The sequence below is a fragment of the Salipiger sp. 1_MG-2023 genome, from assembly GCF_030547555.1.
In the GTDB taxonomy this organism is placed as follows: Bacteria; Pseudomonadota; Alphaproteobacteria; order Rhodobacterales; family Rhodobacteraceae; genus Salipiger.
In genome coordinates, this window is the sequence record NZ_JAUOQN010000004.1 from 28519 (window position 1) to 48542 (window position 20024).

Below are 20024 nucleotides of genomic sequence, written 5' to 3' on the forward strand. Positions count from 1 at the left end.
TCAGCGAACCTTCAGGGGCTCCCGTTCGGGGGCCCCTTTTTTCACTTGATGGTCAGGCGCAGGGTGAAATCCTCGAAGCCGTTGCTGCGCATCAGCGGCGAGACGTTGATCTGGTAGGGGCGGCGCTGCGTGACAAAGCTGTAATCGTCGCGGCAATCGGCCACGCCGACGATGGCGAAACAGGTATTCTGGCTGCCAAACAGCTGCACCCGCGCGGTCTGGCCCGCCCCGGAGCCAAAGCTGAAACACAGGGGCGCGCTGTCGGACACCCGGCCCGAGACCTCGCCCGACGAGGCGCCTCTGGCGAACTTGATCTCGTGACAGCTCTGAGCAAGCGCGCCTGTGGCGCACAGCCCGAAGGCAAGGGTTGCGGCAAGAAACGTCATGGCGCTGGTCTCCGCTGGGCTGATGGCTTCCGTAGGGGAAGTCTAGGCCGAGGGCGCTGCGCCTGTCCAGCTTCGGCGCAAGGGGTGGCCCAGCTGTTCCAGCCTGCGTCGCCCTTGCCTGATCCGCCGTGCCTGATTGTCCGGTTTGCTGAAATGCGGCGCGGATCGTGTCGAACAACCCCGAAACGCCTAGAGCGCGTGATCCTTCAGGGCCTTGCGGATCAGCTTGCCATTCGGGTTGCGCGGCATGGCATCGACGCGGACAAAGGCGCGCGGCTGCTTGTAACGGGCAAGACGCTCGGCGGCGCGGGCGCGCAGCGCCTCGTCCATGGGAGCGGCTGCAACATAAAAAGCGGCGATGACAAAGACGCCGGGCTTGATCTCGATATCGGTTACACCGATCTCGCTCAGGCCGGGAAGGCCTGCCAGCGCCGCCTCGACCTCCAGCGGCGAGACGCGATAGCCGCCCGCGTTCATCATGTCATCGCCGCGCCCAAGGTAGGTGATCGCGCCGTCCTTGGCCATGGCGCCGGTGTCGCCGCTGAAGAACCACTCGCCCGCGTATTTCGCAGCCGTATCTTCGGGCGCCCCGAGATAGCCTAGCATCAGGCCGGGATCGCTGCGATGGATCGCGATGCTGCCGGGGGTGTCGAAGGGCACCGGTGCATTATCCTCGCCCAGAATGGCGACGCGCCGACCGGGCTGCGGGCGCCCCAGCGTGCCCTCGGGGGCGCCGCGCCCCGGCGCTCCGGAAATCGGGGTCGAGCATTCCGACATGCCGTAGGCTTCAAAGATCTCGGTTCCGGTTCCCTCGCGCCAGTGATCGCGGATCGGCTGGGCCAGCTTTTCCCCAGCCGACAGCCCGTGCCGCAGCCTTGGAAGCGCTGGCATCGGGTACTTCAACATCTGCCGGTAAACCCCTGGCGCAGCGGCAAAGATCGTCGCATCATGGCGGTTCAGAAGCAGCGCCAGCTGCGCGGGGTCACTCCCGGCGGCGGGGATCAGCGCGGTGGCACCCCGCGTCCAGGGATCCATCAGGCCGGTGCCCAGCGTGTAGGTCCAGTTGAAGGCGCCCGCATGCAGCAGCCGGTCGCAAGAGCGCAGCCCGTACCAGCCATTCATCATCATCTGCCGCGCCCAGATGGCACGATGCGCATGGCCCACCGCGCGCGGCGCGCCCGAGGTACCCGAGGTGTAGATCACATAGGCCAACCGGTCCGGATCGCCCATGGCATAGTCGGCAGGGGGCAGATCGTGCCAAGGCTCATAGATTTCGGGTCCAAGCACTGGCAGGGCCGTTTCCGGGCAGGCGATGCCGTTGCCGCGCAGGATCGCCGCCGGTTTCAGCGTCGCGAGCATCGGCGCAACCTCGCGCGCGGTCAGCTGCGACGAGGTTGGCACCGGCACGATGCCAGCGGCGATTGCGCCAAGATAGGCGATCGGGAAATCGACTGTGTTTCCCAGCCGCATCAGCACGATGGCTCCGGGCTGCACACCGGCCCGCAGCAGCCCGCTGGCGGTGCCGCGTACCGCCGCGATCAGCCGGGCATAAGACCAGCTTTGCACAGCGGTGGGCGTGACCACGCTTAGCGCGATCTTGTCCGGACACGCCTGTCCGGCGCGCAGCACATGGGCGGCAAGGTTGAAGGGCGCGGGACAGGGCGCAAAGGCGCCGTCATCAAAGATCGAAACCATGGTCTTGGGGTAGGCCTCGCGCAGCAGCGTTGCAAGCAAAACGGCGCGGCCCTATAGCAATGCCATGACACGCGATCCAAAGACCCTCATCCGCCTTGCCCGCGAGACCGGCGAAGACACCGTGGCCGAGCCTCTCGATCTTGGGGCGCGGGTGCGCGAACTGCGCAAGGAACGCGACTGGACGCTGGAACAGGCGGCGCGACAGGCGGGGCTGGCCCGCTCGACCCTGTCCAAGATCGAGAACGGGCAGATGTCGCCCACCTATGATGCGCTCAAGAAGCTGGCGGTGGGGCTTGGCATCGGTGTGCCGCAACTGTTCTCGCCGCCGCGCAAGGATCAGGTGTCGGGGCGGATGGTCCACACCCGCGACGGTGAGGGGCTGCATCAGGCCACCGTCACCTACGAGCATGAATTGCTGGCGGAGACCCTGACCAAAAAGAAGATGCTGCCCTATCGCGCCCGCGTGCGGGCCCGCAGCATGGATGAATTCGACGGCTGGGTGCGCCACGATGGCGAGGAATTCCTGCTGGTGCTGACCGGCATCATCCGGCTTTACACCGAGTTCTACGAACCGGTCGAAATGCGCCGCGGCGACAGCGCCTATTACGACGCAAGCATGGGGCACAATGTCGTGTCGCTCAGTGCCGAGGACGCAACCATTCTCTGGGTCACGTCGCTCGGCTAGGCGTCAGGGCTCGGCGTTGCGGGCAAGGGCCACGACACGGGCAAGCTCGTCTTCGGCGCTTGAGCGTGTCAATTCCCGAGGCGTAACGCTCTGATCGGTGCAGCGGCGCATCAGATCGGGAAGATCCGATCCAGTTGGCGTCGCGATCACCGGAGCTTTGTCATGGCGAAAAAGTTCAAGAAGTCTGAGCATTGCAAGGTCCTCCCCAGGACAGAATGCCGTGAAATCGCGTCCGGGTCCATCATTGTCTGGACCCGACCGGTCGAACGGGCTTAGCCCGACATGCGCGAAAGCTGATAGGGCATCCGGTCGCCGAACAAGACATCCTCGACCTCTTCGCGTGCCTCGAAAAGCGTCAGGTCATTTTGCTCCGCAACCAGCTCTGCAAGGTATTCCAGACGGTCTGGCGGGGTAGACAAGAATTTGCGGTCAAGCCCCGGAAACCGCTGTTCGAGACGACGCGCTGCGCTGTCCCAATTGTTGGCGATATTGTTCCATTCCATGGCCTGTTTCCTCCCGGCGATTGGTCATGAGCGGAGAACGCGGGACGGGTGAGCAAGGTTCCGTCTGCACGTGCGCAGATTCTACCATAACGAGAGGCACCGATACAAAACACAATGCGGTCATTTTTCCGGCAGCAGACCTCTTGGTGCGAACCTGAGCACCAGCAGCAGGATCACCCCCATGGTGAGCAGGCGCATGTGCTGAACCGAGTCCAGCAGGTGGTTTCTGATCGCGGAGTCGTCCGCCATGCCGGCGGTGATCAGGCCCATCAACCACTGGCCCATCGGTTCGACCTGCACCCACAGGAACCAGATCAGAAAGCCGCCCAGAACCGCCCCAAGGTTGTTGCCCGAGCCGCCGACAATCACCATCACCCAGATCAGAAAGGTATAGCGCAGCGGCTGGTAGCTTGACGGCGTCAATTGCCCGTCCAGCGTGGTCATCATCGCGCCAGCGATCCCGCACAGCACGCTGCCAAGGATGAACACCTGAAGATGGCGGGCGGTGACATCCTTGCCCATCGCCTCGGCGGCTTCCTCGTTGTCGCGAATGGCGCGCATCATTCGCCCCCAAGGCGATTTCAGCGCCAGCTGCGCCAGCACCAGCACCGCGACCAGCACGGCGGTGAACAGCAGCGAATAGCCGACCTTGACATAAAGCGTCGAGGCGGTGGTGACATCCAGCCCCAGCCCGGCGGCGCGCTCGGCAAAGCCGGGGGTCTGTTGCAGGTCGATCTCATAGGGCAGGGGCCGGGGCAGGCCGATCACGTTCTTGACGCCGCGCGCCAGCCAGTCCTCGTTCTTGAGTACGGCGATGATGATCTCGGCAATGCCCAGCGTCGCGATGGCCAGATAATCGGACCGCAGCCCCAGCGCCGTCTTGCCGATCATCCATGCCACGCCCGCCGCCAGCAGCCCGCCCACCGGCCATGCCAGCAAGACCGGCAGGCCCAGCCCGCCAAGATAGCCGGTTGCGGCGGGATCGACCGACTCGATCGACGCTGTCGCCGGATCGAGCACCCAGCGGAACGCCACCAGCCCGACAAGGAGGATCGCCGCAACCGCAAGCCCGCGCCGCCGATGCGCCAGCCCGCGCCACGCCAGCGCCGCCAGCGTGATCACCGCCGCGCCAAGGATCAGCGCGGCGATGGCCCGCCCGCCGCCCGCCTCCCAAGCAGCGGGCACCGGCGCCACCGAGGTCAGCACCACCGCCAGCCCGCCCAGCGCCACAAAGCCCATGACCCCGACGTTGAACAGCCCCGCAAGGCCCCATTGCAGGTTGACCCCGAGCGACATGATCGCGCTCACCAGCCCCATGTTGAGGATGATCAGCGCCGAATTCCAGCTTTGCAGCACCCCGGTGCCAAGGATCAGCGCCGCCACCAGCGCAAACAGGCCAAGCGCTCTCATATGGATTTCCCCCGGAACAGGCCGGTCGGCCGAAACAGCAGCACGATGATCAAGATGACAAAGCTGACCGCGAACTTGTAATCGGTGCCCATCAGTTGCACGAGCCCGTCCGGCGCAAGCGAGGCGGGCAGCAGATAGCCCAGCACCTTCTTCCATGCATAGGTGAACAGCACCTCGGAAAAGGCGATGACAAAGCCGCCAGCGATGGCCCCGACGGGCGATCCGATGCCCCCCACGATGGCGCTGGCAAAGATTGGCAGCAGCAGTTGGAAATAGGTGAAGGGCTTGTAGCTTTTATCAAGCCCGTAGAGCGTGCCGGCCACCACCGCCAGCGCCGCGACGATGATCCATGTCACCCGCACCACGGTCTCGGGGTTGATGCCCGACAGCAGCGCCAGATCCTCGTTGTCGGAATAGGCGCGCATCGACTTGCCGGTGCGGGTGTGGTTGAGAAACCAGAACAGCAGCGCCACCACCAGCACGGCCACCACCACGGTGATCGCCTGCGTCGATTTCAGCGCCAGCCCCTCGTCCAGCCCCGACCAAGCCTTGAAATCGCGCGCCGAGATCAGGAACCGCTCGCCATCGGCAAAGCTCTGGTCATCCGGCCCGATGATGAACCGCGTGATACCGTTGTAGACGAACATCACCCCCATGGACACGATCACAAGGATCACCGGCTTGGCCTTCTGTGCGCGGTAGAAGCGATAGACCATCCGATCGGTCAGCAGCAGCAGTGCCGCCGCGCCGAGGATGCCGAACGGGATCGCCAGCAAGGCGGTTGGCAGCGGCCCAAGGCCGATCCCCAGCGCTTGCAGCCCCCATGTGGCAAAGATCGTCACCATGGTGCCAAACGCCATGGTGTCGCCATGGGCAAAATTGGAAAACCGCAGGATCGCATAGATCAGCGTCACCCCAAGCGCCCCCAGCGCCAGCTGGCTGCCATAGGCCAGCGCCGGGATCAGCACGAAATTCGCCAGCGCGACCAGCGCATTCAGCAGATCCATCCGCTGCCCCCTTCAGGCCCGCCCGGGCCGGTCAACCTTGTCAAACCACACATTTGTTCAACCACCAAGGAAACTGCGCCGCACCTGCGGATCGTCCAGCAATTCGCGCCCGGTGCCGGTATGGGCATTCGCCCCCTGCACCAGAACATAGCCCTTGTCCGCGATTTCCAGCGCCTGCCGGGCGTTCTGCTCCACCATCAGCACCGACAGCCCGCTGCGGGCCACCTCGATGATCCGGTCGAACAGCTCATCCATCACGATGGGCGATACGCCAGCGGTCGGCTCGTCCAGCATCAGCACCTTGGGCTGGGTCATCAGCGCCCGCCCGACGGCTACCTGCTGGCGTTGCCCGCCGGACAGCTCGCCCGCCGCCTGCCGCCGTTTGTCACGAAGGATCGGGAACAGCTCGTACACCTGTTCCAGCGTGTCGCGGAAATCGTCTTTGCGGATGAACGCGCCCATCTCAAGGTTCTCCTCGACGCTGAGCGAGGCAAAGATGTTGTGGGTCTGCGGCACAAATCCCATGCCCTTGCGCACCCGCGCCTGCGGGCTCAGCGCGGTAATATCCTCTCCGTCCAGCCGCACCGATTCTTCGCGCAGGTTGAGCATCCCGAAAACCGCCTTCATCGCCGTCGACTTGCCCGCACCATTGGGGCCGACAATGACCGCGATCTCGCCGCGCTCTACCGCAATGGTGCAGGCGTGCAGAATATCCGCGCCGCGCCCGTAGCCGCCGGTCATCGCCTCGCCGATCAGAAACGGCCCGCCCGGCGCCGCCCGCTCGTGGCCGCCCCGCACCGGGCGCGCCTCGCCCATCCCCGCAGGATTGCCGATCGACAGATCCCGGTTGCCCCGGTCATCAAATCTCATGCGCCGCGCCCCGGTTTCTTCTGGCCCCAAATATCCCGGGGGGCCCGAAGGGCGGGGGCTGCGCCCCCTCCGACATTGCCACTCACGCCAGCGCCTCCCTGTTCTTGAGCCCTGTGCCAAGATACGCCTCGATCACCGCCTCATTGGCTTTGATCTCGTCAATGCTGCCCTCGGCCAGCTTGCGCCCTTCGGCCATCACGATCACCGATCCGCAGATCTTGCCAATGAAATCCATATCGTGCTCGATAACGCAGAACGTATAGCCGCGCTCGCGGTTCAGCCGTAAAATAGTGTCGGCGATGGTCATCAGCAGCGTGCGGTTCACCCCGGCGCCGACCTCGTCCAGAAACACGATCTTGGCGTCCACCATCATCGTCCGACCCAGCTCGAGCAGCTTTTTCTGCCCGCCCGACAGATTGCCGGCCTTCTCATTCTTCAGATGCGAGATTGTCAGGAACTCAAGCACCTCATCGGCTTTCTTCAACAGGGCGGCCTCTTCCTGCGCGATCCGCCCGCGCCCGAACCACGCGTTCCACAGCGTTTCGCCCGCCTGATTGCCGGGCACCATCATCAGGTTCTCGCGGCAGCTCAGGGATGAAAACTCATGCGCGATCTGAAAGGTGCGCAGCAGCCCCTTGTGAAACAGCTCGTGCGGCGGCAGGCCGGTGATGTCCTCGCCGTCCATGAACACCCGCCCCGAGGTTGGCGGCAGCGCGCCCGCGATGACGTTGAACAGCGTGGATTTTCCGGCGCCGTTCGGCCCCACCAGCCCGGTGATCGCCCCTTTGGCAATCTCGAGCGATGCGCCGTCTACGGCACGAAAACCGCCGAAATGGCGGTGCAGGGTCTCGACCCGGATCAATACGATACTCCCCAACGGCGCTCTTGTCGGCGCCTGTCTGCGATCATGGCACCAGCCCGGAGCCTCTCGCTCCGGGCCGGGCTTAATATCATTGCGCCTGCGGCATCACTTGAACGAGACGGTCGAAAACGCCCCGTCCTTGATCTCGTAATACCGATAGCTGCCCGCCGCTTCGCCCGCGCCGACCAGCTCGACATTGGTCGCGCCGACGTAATCCACCTCGCCGCCATCCGCGATGATCTCCATCGCCTTGCCAAGCTCGCCGGGCAGGATCGGCTCACCGGGCGCATTCGCCACATCCAGCAGATTGGCTGCAACCGCCGCCGAAGACGGCTCGCCGCCCTTCATCATCGCCAGCGCAATCAGCGCCGCCGCGTCATAGCTTTCGCGGGTATACGAGCTTTCGGCGGTCACGCCCGCAGCCGTTGCCAACTCGGAAAACGCCGTTGCACCATCGCCCTCGGCCCAGGGAATCGAGCCGAAGCTGCCGTCGATGTCATTGCCCAGATCGGCCAGAAGCGCGTCGGAATACATGCCGTCACCCATGGCGAAAGTGTCGAACGCCCCGCTGTCCAGCGCCGCCTGAATGATGCCCTTGCCGCCCGCGTCGGAGTAGCCGAGCACGACCAGGACCTCGCCGCCGGCGGATGCCAGTGCGCCGATCTCGGCGCTGTAATCGCCCTTGCCATCCTCATGCGGCGCGGTGAGGGTGATCGCCCCGCCCACTGCCTGAAACGCTGCGTCGAAACTGTCGGCGAAGCCCTTGCCGTAATCGTTGTTGGTGTAGGTCACAGCAACCGAGGTGATGCCGCGCTCGGTCAGGATGTCGGCGAGAACCTCGCCCTGCCGCGCATCCGAGGGCGCGGTGCGAAAGAACAACCCGTTGTCTTCGACGTTCGACAGCGCCGGAGAGGTCGCCGAGGGCGAAACCATCGGCACGCCGTTGGGCATCGCCACATTGCTCAGGACCGCGCCGGTCACGCCCGAGCAATCGGCGCCCATGATCGCCACCACGCCATCGGTGGTCACCAGACGCTCGGCCGCGGCGGTCGCGGCGGCGGCGTCGATGCAGGTGCTGTCGGCCCGAACGGGCACAAGGGTCACGCCCTCGAGGAACTTGCCGCTGTCATTGACTTCGCTCAGCGCCAGCTCGGCGCTTGCGGCCATCGCCGGTGCCAGGGACTCGATAGGGCCGGTGAACCCGACGATGACGCCGATCTTGGCGTCTTCCGCTTGCACAGCCCCTGTTGCGAGCAGTGATGCGGCAGATGCCAGAAGCCACTTTTTCATGGAAGACTCTCCCTTGCTGGATCCCGTTGGATCTCGATTGCAAAGCGAATCCTAGCTTTCGGTTTGCTGAATGTGAAGAGGCCCGATCAGCCCCCGATCACTCCTTGGCCGAGCTGCTGCCGCGCTCGCGGTAGGGGGTGGTCGCGTATTGCGCGCGGTAGCATTTGGAAAAATGCGACGGGCTGGCAAAACCGCAGGCCAGCGCGACATTGATCACGCTCATATCAGTCTGCATCAACAGGTTGCGCGCCTTTTGCAGGCGCAGTTCCATGTAATAGCGCTTGGGCGAGCGGTCGAGATAGCGCCGGAACAGCCGTTCCAGCTGGCGCGTCGACATGCCGACCTGCCCCGCCAGAAGCGCCGGCGAGATCGGCTCTTCGATGGCGGCTTCCATCTTCTTGATGACCTCTCCCAGTTTGGGGTGGCGCACCCCGATGCGGGTCGGGGTCGACAGGCGCTGGGTGTCTCGGTCGGTGCGGATGGCGGAATAGATCAGCTGGTCGGCAACCGCGTTGGCCAGATCCTCGCCATGCTGATCCGCGACCAGCTTCAGCATCAGATCAATCGACGAGATGCCCCCGGCGGTCGACATCCGGTTGCCATCGATCACAAAGACCGACTTGGTCAGACTCACCTCGGGGAATTCCTCTTCGAAGCCGTCGTGGTTTTCCCAGTGGATGGTGGCGCGCTTGCCGTCCATCAGCCCGGCTTCGGCCAGCGCCCAGCTTGCGGTGCACAGCCCGCCCACCACCGGCCCCTTGCGCGCCTCGCGCCGCAGCCAGTTCAGCAGGCGTTTTGTCGTCGCCGATACGATGTCGATGCCGCCGCAGAGCATCACCGTATCGGCGCGGCTTACCTCGGGCAGATCGCCGTCAAGCTCGAACACCGTGCCCGCCGAACAGCGCACCATGCCGCCGCCATCGCCGACGATGCGCCACTCGTAGAGCGGTTTGCCGCTCATGCGGTTGGCAAGGCGCAGCGCCTCGAGCGCGGCGGAAAAGCTCAGCAAGGTGAACTCTGGCAGCAGCACAAAGATGAAACGGCGCGTCCGGTCCGATGCGTCTGGCCTTGCGTCGGCCTGCGATTGCGCCATCCCGACCTCGTTTTCCTGTCGATATTTCATGGTGTTCCGACGCGCTGTTGCGGAATGGGCGCTCGTCGGTCCGGTCCAGATGCTCAGACAAGGACTGGGGCGTCAAGCCATGCGCGTCATTTGCTATGGCTTTGCCCCGGCACATTCGCTATAGGCGCTGCACGTTTTCGCTAACGGAGACCGAACGGGAGAGAAGCCATGAGCGAGTGGGACAAATCCAGCTGGAGAACCAAGCCCCGCATCCAGATGCCTGATTATCAGGATCAGGAGGCGCTGGAGCGTGTCGAGGCGCAGCTGTCGAAGTATCCGCCGCTGGTGTTTGCGGGCGAGGCGCGCAAGCTGCGGGCCGAGCTTGGCAAGGCGTCGCGCGGCGAGGCGTTCGTGTTGCAGGGCGGCGATTGCGCCGAAGCCTTCGACCAGTTCACCGGCACCGCGATCCGCGACACGTTCAAGGTGATGCTGCAGATGGCGATGGTGCTGACCTTTGGTGCCAAGGTGCCGGTGGTCAAGGTTGGCCGCATGGCGGGGCAATTCGCCAAGCCGCGCTCGGCGCCCACCGAAACCGTCGACGGCGTCGAGCTGCCCAGCTTCCGCGGTGACATCATCAACGAGCTGGCCTTCACCGCCGAGGCGCGTCGGCCCGATCCGCAGAAAATGCTTCAGGCCTACACACAGGCGGCGGCGACGCTGAACCTGATCCGCGCCTTCAGCACCGGGGGTTATGCCGATGTGCATCAGGTGCACCAGTGGACCCTTGGGTTCACCGAAGGCGAGAAGGCCGCGCGCTACCGCGAGATGGCGACCCGCATCGGCGACACGCTTGATTTCATGCGAGCGGCGGGCATTGACAGCCACCGCTCGGCGGCGCTGCATCAGGTGAACTTCTACACCAGCCATGAATCGCTGCTGCTGGAATACGAAGAGGCGCTGACCCGCGTCGATTCCACCTCCGGCAAATGGCTGGCTGGCTCGGGCCACATGATCTGGATCGGCGATCGCACCCGGCAGCCGGACGGCGCGCATGTGGAATTCGCCCGCGGCGTGATGAACCCGATCGGCCTGAAATGCGGCCCCTCGATGACGCCCGAAGACCTCAAGGTGCTGATGGCCAAGCTCAACCCGCTCAACGATCCGGGCCGGTTGACGCTGATCACCCGCTTTGGCGCTGGCAAGGTGGCCGAACATCTGCCGCGCCTGATCGAGACGGTGCGCAGTGAAGGTGCCAACGTGCTGTGGGTCTGCGATCCGATGCATGGCAACACCGTCAAGTCGGCCTCGGGCTACAAGACCCGGCCGTTTGACAAGGTGCTGTCCGAAGTGCGCGAGTTCTTTGCGGTGCACAAGGATCACGGCACCATTCCCGGCGGCGTGCATTTCGAGATGACCGGTCAGGACGTGACCGAATGCACCGGCGGCGTCTATGCCGTATCCGACGAGAACCTGAGCGATCGCTACCACACCGCCTGCGATCCGCGCCTGAACGCGTCGCAATCGCTGGAACTGGCATTCCTCGTGGCCGAAGAGCTGACCCAGCTGGGCCAGCGCCCGGCCGAGGTTGCTGCGGTCTGACCGCCACGGTTCAGGGCAAAGACCAGCGGCGCTCCGACAGGGGCGCCGTTTTGCGTTTGTGGTGCCTGCGCGAAACCTCGCGAGGCAGCATTGCAGTGCGGAACCCTTTGGCTGCCCCTGCGTAATACCTGCAGGAACCACTCAGCCGGAGGTACTGCCGCTCATGGGCCGCATCCTGATGAAGACCAAACTTGGCGTCGCCATTGCTGCGGGGGCGATTGCCGCCACCCAGTCGGGGGCGCAGGGCGAGCTGTTTCGCGCGTTGCCGCATGACATGCGCGATCTTGGCGAACTGCGCTGGCAGTACCGCCCGGTGCTGTTGTTCGCTCCGTCAAGTGACGATCCGACCTATATGCGCCAGATGGCGCTGTTCGACGCCGCGCGTGCCGCGCTTGCCGAGCGCGACATCGTGGTGCTGAGCGACACCGAGCCGAAAGCCGCCTCATATCTGCGGCAGGGGTTTCAGCCGGGCGGGTTCAGGCTGGTTTTGGTGGGCAAGGATGGCGGCGTGAAGCTGGAACAGACCGAGGTTCTGCCGCCCGACGCGCTGTTTGCGGTGATCGACCGGATGCCGATGCGCCAGCGCGAGATGACCGACTGACGCGCCAAAGCAAAGGGGCGGGCCCAAAGACCCGCCCCCAAATGCCCCCGAAAAACGCCTGTCAGGCGATCTCAGATTCCTGCGACTCCTCTCCGAAATCTGCCGGAGACAACAGCGCCAGCTGGTCCGCAGCCCAGTGCTGGGTGTCGCGCTTTTCAACCGACGTGCGCAGCAGCGCGATGCGGGCGCGGCGTTCCTCTTCAGGCATGTCGAGCGCCATGTCGATGGCGTAATCCATCGACCGGGTCGAGAACGGATTGGCCAGCACCGCGGCCCCCATCTCGACCGCCGCACCGGCGAATTCTGACAGAACCACAACGCCATCACCGTCGGTGCGCGCCGCGACATATTCCTTGCACACAAGGTTCATCCCGTCGGCCAGCGGTGTGATCCACGCCACGTCGGCCACCTGATACCACGCCACCAGCTCGTCGAACGGAACCGCCCGGCTGATCAATGCAACGGGTTGAAAGGTGAAGGTGCCAAAGCGCCCGTTGATCCGGCCCGCGATCTCTTCGAGCTCTTTCTGGATCGGCTCGTAAACCGTCATGGCGCGGTTGGCAGGCACCGACACATGCAGCAGGCGCACGACGCCGCGCAGATCGGGACGCCGTTCCAGCAGGCGTTCAAAGGCCAGAAGCTGGTCGGCGCCGCCCTTGGTGTAATCGGTCCGCCCGACAGACAGCAGCACACGGGTGTCGCCGATTTCGCCGCGGAACCGTTCGGCCAGCTTTGCGGTGGTGTCGGATTCCGCGAGCCTCTTGATATAGTCGACATCAACGCCAACAGGCGTCACGCCCAGTTGCACGGTGCGCTCTTCGGTACGGATTTCGGTGGGCACGGTGCGGTCCGACAGGGCAGACCCCTCCGAGATCATGTCCGGCTCCACCGGCTTACGCGGCACGTTGCCGACATCATGAACCGAGCGCACGCAGCTGACGAAATTCGACGCATAGCGCGGAATGTGAAAGCCGACCACGTCGCAGGCCAGCAGCGAGTCGATGATCTCGCCGCGCCACGGCAGCACGTTGAACATGTCGGCCGCTGGGAAGGGTGTGTGATGATAGAAGGAAATCCGCACATCGGGGCGCATCTGCCGCAGATAGCCGGGCACCAGCCACAGGTTGTAGTCATGCACCCAGACCGACGCACCGGGGGCGGCCTCGGCGGCGGCGGCCTCGGCAAAGGCCCAGTTGACCTCCTTGAAGGTCGGCCAGTCGACCGGGTCGTAATTGTACTTTTCCTTGAAGCCGTGAAGGATCGGCCAGAAGGCTTCTTTCGAGGTCACGTGATAGAAGCTTTTCACCTGCGCCCCGGTGAGCGGCAGGCGATACACGGTGTATTTGCCGAAGCTGTCCTCGATGTTGATCACCCGATCGAAGCCGGGGTTCGAGGTATCCTCGGCTTCTTTCCAAGCGACCCAGGCGGCATTATCGACTTTGCCGAAGAAACTTTTCAGTGTCGGAACAATGCCGTTCGGGCTTTTGTTCGCGCGATACTCGATGGTGCCGTCAACTTCGACTTCTTCGTAGGGCTGGCGGTGGTAGACGATGACCAGTTCACTGGGCATGGGTTACACTCCTTCCGGAAGGTCGTGCAGATTGAAGACGTCGACCGCTTCGAGAATGCCCGCAGCTCCGATCGCCTTGGCGGTGTGGACTTGCGGCAGGCCGGCGACCTGATCGAGCAGCGCCTGTTCGGCGCCGCCAACGGCAACCGCGCGCAACCCGCATTGCAGCATCGACAGATCATTGAGCGTGTCGCCCGCGGCCAGCACCCGGTTTTCTTCGATCCCAAGGTGGGTTACGAGGCGGCGCAAGGACGGGCCCTTGGAAATGCCGCGCGGCAGCACGTCGAAATAGCGGTTGTCCGACACCAGCACGTCATGGCCAAGCTCTTGCACCTTGGCGTGGGCGCTTTCATCGAAGCTGCCAAGATCGAGGTCATAGCTGACGCGGTAGCGGAATTCGGTCTGTTGCAGGGTCAGGCCGGGGTGGCCGTTCAGCGCGGCGCGCACGGTATCGCCAGCGCTGCCCCATGTCTCGGCGATCTCGACCTCGAGAGGTTCGATGGGATGGATCTTGCCATCCTCGACGCGGGCGATGGTGGTGCCGACATCGCCGACGACATATTCCGGCCAAGGCACACCGCCGTCGCAAAGCTCGCCGATGAATTTCGGATCGCGGCCGGTGACGAAGATCAGGCCGATGGTCTGCCGGTTGGCTTCGATCCAGTCGTAAAGACGGGCACGATCCTGTTCGGAGCCGCCAAGAAAGGTGCCGTCAAGATCGGTGGCAAGCACAAAGCGGCAGCCTGCGATGTCGCGGCCGTGGGGGTGATCAAAGCTCATGCGGGGTCTCCTTCGTGAGGGTGAAGGGTGATATCAAGCGCGCGCGGCTCACCCTCGATCGGGCGGGACCAGAGCGCCTGAAAGGTCTCGGACAGCGGCGCGCCCTCGTAAAGAATGGCGTGGACGGATTCGCAGATCGGCATTTCAACCCCGACCCGGCGGGCCAGATCGACCACCGACACCGCGTTGACTTCGCCCTCGACCACCGTGGCCTTGCCGCCAAAGCATTCGGCGCGCGGGATGCCCTTGCCAAGCTGGGTGCCCAGCGACATGTTGCGCGAAGTGCTCGACGAACAGGTCAGGGTCAGATCGCCAGCGCCTGACAAGCCGGTGACAGTTTCTCTTTTTCCACCAAGGGCTTCGGCAAGAACCTTCATCTCGTCCATACCGCGGGTGATCAGCGCGGCGCGGGTGTTTTCGGCAAAGCCAGCGCCGGTCATCATGCCGCAGGCGATGGCGATGACATTCTTCACCGCGCCGCCGACCTCGACGCCGACAAGATCATCGGACACATAGGGGCGGAAGGCCTGCGTTTGCATGGTCAGCGCGAGACGCGCGGCGGGGGCACGTTCCGGCGCGATGCGATCGTGATGACGGAAGTTGAAGGCCACGGTGGCGGCGGTGGGATGCCCAAGCGCTGTTTCATGGGCAAAGGTCGGGCCGGAAATGGCGCCCACGGGGTGACCGGGCAGCTCTTCTTCGACCACATGGCTCAGCAGATAGCCGGTGCCACGTTCGATGCCCTTGCAGCACAGCGCAATCGGAATGCCTTCGGGCAGCCACGGGCGCATGGCGCGCGCCACGTCCCGCAAGGTGTGCGATGGCGTCACGAGCAGAACCGCCTCGGCGCCATCAAGTGCTTCGGACAGGTCCGAGGTTGCCTTCAATGTTGCGGGCAGCTTGATACCGGGAAGGTGGTCGACGTTCTCGCCAGCGGTTCGAATGGCGTCAGCAAGCGCTTCTCGACGCCCCCACAGGCGCGTGTCGCATCCGGCGGTCGCTGCGACGGTCGCCAGGGCTGTGCCCCAGCTGCCCATGCCGATAACGGCAAGACGGGCATAAGGTTCAGCGCGTTTGGGCAGGTTGCCGTTGGCGCGCGCGGGCGGGATGTTCAATCTCAGTCCGTCCATAATAATGTGCCGTGACCTTCGGGGCGAAGGCGGCAGGCCGATTGGCTCACTCCATGTTGTCTCGATTTGATAACGCGACACTATGGAATTGGTTCCCGCGCGCCAAGTCGCGCGCTGTGGTTTTCCGAGCATCGGCCACCCGAACGCCATTGGCAAATGGATTGGGCGACTCCTGTGGGTATTTGCCTGAATAATAAGCGAATGACGGATGTTTTCGCTGAAAGACAACAATTTTCCACAATCATGTTTCGCATGATGTAACGTGGGCGTGCGGCCTGCCACGATCGTGGGCCGCAACTTTTCAAAGGTTTGTGCGCGGAACCTTGCGGTCCGGCACGCGTTTTATTGACGTTATTTTGATAGGGCATACACTCTTACACAAATGCCGCGATGCAGCGTGCGTTTGACAGTGTGCCCAACCTATCGACAAGGAGAGCCCGTCGTGAACACATCCAGCCCCAAGGTCAGCCAGAAAGTCCGCACCGCGATCTTCCCGGTTGCCGGACTTGGAACCCGCTTCCTTCCGGCCACCAAGGCAACGCCGAAAGAGCTGCTTCCCGTGCTCGACAAGCCGCTTCTTCAATTCGCGATGGACGAGGCCCGCGATGCCGGGATCGAACGTATGATCTTTGTGTCGCACCCGTCCAAGAGCGCCATCGAACGCTACGTGCATCATGACGAGGAACTGTGCGACGCGCTGCGCTCCAAGGGCAAGCACGGCATTGCCGATCGTCTTGGCAAAGATGCCATCGACCCGGTTGCCGAGCAGGCGCATTTCGTGATGCAGCCCACGCCGCTTGGGCTTGGTCACGCGGTTCTGTGTGCGGTGGATGAGGTTCTGCCGGGGCCGGTTGCGGTGATCCTGCCGGATGACCTGATTGTCGGGCAAAAGGGCTGCCTGCGTGAAATGATCGAAGCTTATGAGACCGGCGTCGCCGGGCATATGGTGGCGACCATGGAAGTCAGCCGCGATGAGGTCAGCGCTTACGGTGTGCTCGACCCTGATGGCGACGTTGAAGGCCAGTGCATGACAGCCCGTGGCATGGTGGAAAAACCCGACGCCGATGCCGCGCCCTCGCTGCAGGCGGTTGTGGGGCGCTACATTCTTGATGCGTCGATCTTTGACGATCTGCGCCAGCAGGACCCGGGGCTAGGCGGCGAGATCCAGCTGACCGATGCCATCGCCAAGGGCATCGAGCGCGTTGGTCTGTGCGGCTTCCGGTTCAGCGGTCAGCGCTTTGACTGCGGATCGAAGGCGGGAATGCTGCGCGCAACGCTTGCCTTTGCAGGCCGCCACGACGAGTTCCGGTCGATCCTCGAAGATCATGCATCGCTTCCGCTCGCAGCGGAATAACCCTGCCGTAACGCGATTTTAGGCGCGGCCTTCGGGCTGCGCCTTTTTCATGTCCGGCATCTTTGCGGCAAGCCGCACAAAAAATCCCCCGCCGGATTCTCCGTACGGGGGCGCGGCCCAGATCGCGCGGGCTGTAAGGACGAATGTCACCGGGCAACAGATTGGGATATCTACTGTTTTATCTGTCGGATCAATCGTTCGACACGATAAGCCTCAGGTAGGGATGCTTACCGGTTCTGCGCGGCTTGTGGGTGAAGCTGGCAGCAGGTTCGGTCAGTTCGGTCAATTGCTTGCGAGAGGCTTCGGGCTCCGGCAGGCTTGGCTGCGGCTTGGCCCCCAGCGCTGGCTCGACCGTACAGGCGGTGATGGTAAAGCGGCGCGGTGTGCGACCGATCCGCCCGGTGGTGACCAGCATGCCGATCATCCGCGTCATATCGCCCATGTCCGAGCGCAGCGGCAGGATCAGCACGTGACCTTCCAGCGCGGTTTTGCCAAAGCCTTCCTCACCGGCGACGTCCAGACGCACCATGGCGCCTTCGGAGAACACCCGTGCCAGCGCCTCGCCCAGACGGTCGCGGGCGGCGGGGGTGAACAGGGCCGACAGCGGCATCCCGCCGGTTTCCATGCCCATCAGCTCGTTCAGATGGGTGCCCGCCACGCGCAGCTTGGCGAGGCTGGGCGCGATGCGTTCGCCCAGAAAGGCGAATTCCAGCGCGCTTTCGATGCCGCGCGGGTCGATCTGGCTGCGCAGGGGAACCTCGCCGGTCAAGCCGGCAAGCCCTTGCCAATAGGTTTCCAGAAGGCGCAGCGGCGCCATCCGTTTGTGCTTTTCTCGATCGGTCATCGACACAATGCCTTGTCCGTTATCACCTTTACCGAACATGTGCGCACTCCTGAATTTCCTGCGCAGCGCGGTCGGAGCCCCCGTTCCACCTTGCCACCGCTTCTTCGTCTTGAGTGTGAAGTTAACTCAAATGCGCCCCAATTTGGCACCAATTGTGGCTGAAAGGTTAACGTCCGACGGTTCAACGGGGAGTTGCTCAGCGAAATCCTAGCTTGTATGGCCTTAAAAACCAATATTTTCCGGAAAACTTTCGGTTAAAACAAAAGAGGGCGAAAATGCGGCATTCAATGACCGGATTTGCATCCAGAGCGGGCGATTCCGACGGGCTGCGGTGGTCTTGGGAGCTGCGCGGCGTCAATGGCAAGGGGCTCGATCTGCGTTTGCGCCTGCCGGACTGGATCGACGGGCTTGAGCCGGCGGTGCGCAGCGCCGCTGCAAAACGTCTGACCCGGGGCAATGTGCAGGTGTCGCTGCGCCTTGCCGGCGGCGGCGAGGACGATGCGGCCCGGCTTGACGAGGCCGCATTGGCCCGCACGCTGGATGCTCTGGCGCGGATCGAGGCCGAGGCGGCGCGGCGCGGGCTGGCACTTGCGCCCTCGAACGCCGCCGAGATCGTGGCGCAGCGCGGCGTGATGGCGACGGGGCAGGGTGCGCGCGCGATTGCACCGCTGCGCGCGCTGCTTCTGGCCGAATTCGAAACCGCGCTGGAAGACTTCGCCGCGATGCGGGCGTCAGAGGGCGCGGCGCTGGCGGCGGTGCTCGACGGGCAGCTGTCGCAGATCGACACGCTGGTGCAGGATGCGGCAGCCGTTGTTGCCATGCGCCGGGATGAACAGCGCGACCGGCTGCGCGCTGCGCTGGCGCGGGTGCTGGATGCGTCTGATGAGCTCGACGAAGCCCGCATGGCGCAGGAACTGGCGCTGATCGCGGTGAAATCCGATGTCACCGAAGAGCTCGACCGCCTCGGCGCCCATGTGGATGCCGCGCGAGCGCTGCTGGCAGAGCCGGGCGCGATCGGGCGCAAGCTTGATTTCCTGATGCAGGAGTTCAACCGTGAAGCCAACACCCTGTGCAGCAAATCGGGATCTACTGCGTTGACGCGGATCGGTCTGGACCTCAAGACGGTCATCGATCAGATGCGCGAGCAGGTCCAGAACGTGGAGTGAACCTTATGAACCGACGTGGTCTTCTTATCATCCTGTCCTCGCCCTCGGGTGCGGGCAAGTCGACGCTGGCCAAACGCCTGCGGGCCTGGGATCCGTCGGTGATCTTTTCGGTGTCGGCCACGACGCGCCCGCCGCGCCCCGGCGAGGTCGACGGCGAGGATTACCATTTCATGACCGACGCCGCCTTCAAGAAGGCGGTGGCCAATGGCGAGATGCTGGAACACGCACATGTCTTCGGCAATTTCTACGGCTCGCCCAAGGGTCCGGTGCGCGATGCGATCATCGACGGCAAGGATGTGCTGTTCGACATCGACTGGCAGGGCGCGCAGCAGATGACCAATTCCGAACTGGCGCTGCACACGCTGTCGATCTTTCTGCTGCCCCCGTCGATCGCCGAGCTCAAGCGGCGGCTGGAATCGCGCGGGCAGGATGGCCCCGAGGTGATCGACCGGCGAATGCAGAAAAGCTGGGACGAGATCTCGCATTGGGGCAGCTATGATTTCGTGCTGGTGAACGAGGATCTCGACGCCACCGAGGAACGTCTTAAAAGCATCGTGACCGCAGCGCGGCTGCGGCGCACCCAGCAGCCCGGTCTGCTGGATCATGTCCGCGGCTTGCAGCGGGAATTCGAGGAGGGGGATGAATGACCATTTACAAACTTGACGGGATCGCTCCGCAGATCGCAGGCGGTGCGTGGCTCGCGCCGGATGCCAACCTGATCGGCAATGTGGTGCTCGAGGCGGACAGCTCGGTCTGGTTCGGCTGCACGCTGCGCGGCGACAACGAGGAAATTCGCGTCGGTGCTGGTTCGAACGTGCAGGAAAACGTCGTGTGCCACACCGACATGGGCTATCCGCTGATCATCGGCGCGGGCTGCACCATCGGGCACAAGGTGATGCTGCACGGCTGTATCATCGGCGAAAACAGCCTGATCGGCATGGGGGCGACGATCCTCAACGGCGCGAAGATCGGGCGCAACTGCCTGATCGGCGCCGGGGCGCTGATCACCGAGGGCAAAGAGATTCCCGACGGCAGTCTTGTCATGGGAGTGCCGGGCAAGGTGGTGCGCCAGCTTGACGAGGCCGCCATCGAAGGTCTGCGCAAGTCGGCGCTGCATTACCAGCAAAACGCGCAGCGGTTCGCCGTCGGGCTGGAAGCGGTCTAGGCCTGTCATAAAATTGATACGACGGGCTGGTCAAACACCCGGAC

The 20024-nt window shown here is 63.9% G+C and carries 21 protein-coding genes; 7 read left to right on the forward strand and 14 right to left on the reverse strand.

The window, feature by feature from the left end:
• Positions 1–41 precede the first annotated feature (41 nt).
• Both Q4543_RS03380 and Q4543_RS03385 read right to left on the reverse strand, forming a co-directional pair.
• Positions 42–386 carry a hypothetical protein gene (locus Q4543_RS03380; protein WP_303436345.1) on the reverse strand — a complete coding sequence of 115 codons (345 nt, stop codon included), beginning with the start codon at positions 384–386 and terminating at the stop codon, positions 42–44.
• A 189-nt stretch (positions 387–575) separates the two neighbouring features.
• Positions 576–2081: a class I adenylate-forming enzyme family protein gene (locus tag Q4543_RS03385; RefSeq protein WP_303436443.1), complete on the reverse strand. Its 1506-nt coding sequence runs from the start codon at positions 2079–2081 to the stop codon at positions 576–578.
• 64 nt (positions 2082–2145) lie between these two features.
• Between Q4543_RS03385 and Q4543_RS03390 the strand changes: the two genes are divergently transcribed.
• A complete protein-coding gene (locus Q4543_RS03390) occupies positions 2146–2766 on the forward strand; it encodes a helix-turn-helix domain-containing protein (RefSeq protein WP_216004875.1) in 621 nt (206 codons plus the stop codon).
• A gap of 3 nt (positions 2767–2769) precedes the next feature.
• Here Q4543_RS03390 and Q4543_RS03395 read toward each other — a convergent pair whose 3' ends face one another.
• The 8 genes from Q4543_RS03395 to Q4543_RS03430 form a co-directional block, all read right to left on the reverse strand.
• Complete coding sequence (locus Q4543_RS03395) at positions 2770–2958, reverse strand: hypothetical protein (protein WP_303436346.1); 189 nt, start codon at positions 2956–2958, stop codon at positions 2770–2772.
• A gap of 80 nt (positions 2959–3038) precedes the next feature.
• On the reverse strand, positions 3039–3269 hold the full coding sequence (locus Q4543_RS03400; RefSeq protein ID WP_303436348.1) for a hypothetical protein: 231 nt from the start codon (positions 3267–3269) through the stop codon (positions 3039–3041).
• 120 nt (positions 3270–3389) lie between these two features.
• Entirely contained in the window at positions 3390–4679 is a 1290-nt protein-coding gene (locus Q4543_RS03405) for a branched-chain amino acid ABC transporter permease (protein WP_303436350.1), read from the reverse strand.
• Entirely contained in the window at positions 4676–5686 is a 1011-nt protein-coding gene (locus Q4543_RS03410; protein WP_303436351.1) for a branched-chain amino acid ABC transporter permease, read from the reverse strand. Before Q4543_RS03410 ends, Q4543_RS03405 begins: the two co-directional genes overlap by 4 nt.
• A 57-nt stretch (positions 5687–5743) precedes the next feature.
• Complete coding sequence (locus tag Q4543_RS03415; protein WP_303436352.1) at positions 5744–6556, reverse strand: ABC transporter ATP-binding protein; 813 nt, start codon at positions 6554–6556, stop codon at positions 5744–5746.
• A gap of 82 nt (positions 6557–6638) precedes the next feature.
• Positions 6639–7418 (reverse strand): ABC transporter ATP-binding protein, encoded by a 780-nt coding sequence (locus Q4543_RS03420; protein WP_303436353.1) that lies wholly within the window; start codon positions 7416–7418, stop codon positions 6639–6641.
• Between the two features lie 105 nt (positions 7419–7523).
• Complete coding sequence (locus Q4543_RS03425; RefSeq protein ID WP_303436355.1) at positions 7524–8708, reverse strand: ABC transporter substrate-binding protein; 1185 nt, start codon at positions 8706–8708, stop codon at positions 7524–7526.
• A gap of 97 nt (positions 8709–8805) precedes the next feature.
• The gene (locus tag Q4543_RS03430) at positions 8806–9801 is read right to left on the reverse strand and encodes a GlxA family transcriptional regulator (protein ID WP_303436444.1); all 996 of its coding nucleotides are present in this window, start codon (positions 9799–9801) and stop codon (positions 8806–8808) included.
• A gap of 198 nt (positions 9802–9999) precedes the next feature.
• Between Q4543_RS03430 and Q4543_RS03435 the strand changes: the two genes are divergently transcribed.
• Complete coding sequence (locus Q4543_RS03435; protein ID WP_303436356.1) at positions 10000–11370, forward strand: class II 3-deoxy-7-phosphoheptulonate synthase; 1371 nt, start codon at positions 10000–10002, stop codon at positions 11368–11370.
• 163 nt (positions 11371–11533) lie between these two features.
• Positions 11534–11971 (forward strand): DUF4174 domain-containing protein, encoded by a 438-nt coding sequence (locus Q4543_RS03440; protein WP_303436357.1) that lies wholly within the window; start codon positions 11534–11536, stop codon positions 11969–11971.
• Positions 11972–12032: 61 nt separating this feature from the next.
• Here Q4543_RS03440 and ggpS read toward each other — a convergent pair whose 3' ends face one another.
• From ggpS to Q4543_RS03455, 3 genes are read right to left on the reverse strand one after another with little or no spacing between them, the layout of a single operon-like run.
• Positions 12033–13541 carry a glucosylglycerol-phosphate synthase gene (gene ggpS, locus Q4543_RS03445; protein ID WP_303436358.1) on the reverse strand — a complete coding sequence of 503 codons (1509 nt, stop codon included), beginning with the start codon at positions 13539–13541 and terminating at the stop codon, positions 12033–12035.
• Between the two features lie 3 nt (positions 13542–13544).
• A complete protein-coding gene (locus Q4543_RS03450) occupies positions 13545–14321 on the reverse strand; it encodes an HAD-IIB family hydrolase (RefSeq protein WP_303436359.1) in 777 nt (258 codons plus the stop codon).
• On the reverse strand, positions 14318–15451 hold the full coding sequence (locus Q4543_RS03455) for an NAD(P)H-dependent glycerol-3-phosphate dehydrogenase (RefSeq protein ID WP_303436360.1): 1134 nt from the start codon (positions 15449–15451) through the stop codon (positions 14318–14320). Before Q4543_RS03455 ends, Q4543_RS03450 begins: the two co-directional genes overlap by 4 nt.
• Before the next feature lie 442 nt (positions 15452–15893).
• On the opposite strand from Q4543_RS03455, the gene Q4543_RS03460 reads away from it, so the two are divergent.
• Positions 15894–16805, forward strand: coding sequence for a UTP--glucose-1-phosphate uridylyltransferase (locus Q4543_RS03460; RefSeq protein WP_303436362.1), 912 nt, complete (start codon positions 15894–15896; stop codon positions 16803–16805).
• 190 nt (positions 16806–16995) lie between these two features.
• Here the strand turns inward: Q4543_RS03460 and Q4543_RS03465 are convergent, their stop codons facing one another.
• Positions 16996–17649: a PAS domain-containing protein gene (locus tag Q4543_RS03465; RefSeq protein ID WP_303436363.1), complete on the reverse strand. Its 654-nt coding sequence runs from the start codon at positions 17647–17649 to the stop codon at positions 16996–16998.
• Positions 17650–17936: 287 nt separating this feature from the next.
• Between Q4543_RS03465 and Q4543_RS03470 the strand changes: the two genes are divergently transcribed.
• The 3 genes from Q4543_RS03470 to Q4543_RS03480 are packed head-to-tail and all read left to right on the forward strand — an operon-like array spanning position 17937 to position 19980.
• Positions 17937–18815 (forward strand): YicC/YloC family endoribonuclease, encoded by an 879-nt coding sequence (locus Q4543_RS03470; protein ID WP_303436364.1) that lies wholly within the window; start codon positions 17937–17939, stop codon positions 18813–18815.
• A gap of 5 nt (positions 18816–18820) precedes the next feature.
• Positions 18821–19462 (forward strand): guanylate kinase, encoded by a 642-nt coding sequence (gene gmk, locus Q4543_RS03475; RefSeq protein WP_216004859.1) that lies wholly within the window; start codon positions 18821–18823, stop codon positions 19460–19462.
• Positions 19459–19980: a gamma carbonic anhydrase family protein gene (locus tag Q4543_RS03480; RefSeq protein ID WP_303436365.1), complete on the forward strand. Its 522-nt coding sequence runs from the start codon at positions 19459–19461 to the stop codon at positions 19978–19980. Before gmk ends, Q4543_RS03480 begins: the two co-directional genes overlap by 4 nt.
• Positions 19981–20024: the final 44 nt, after the last annotated feature.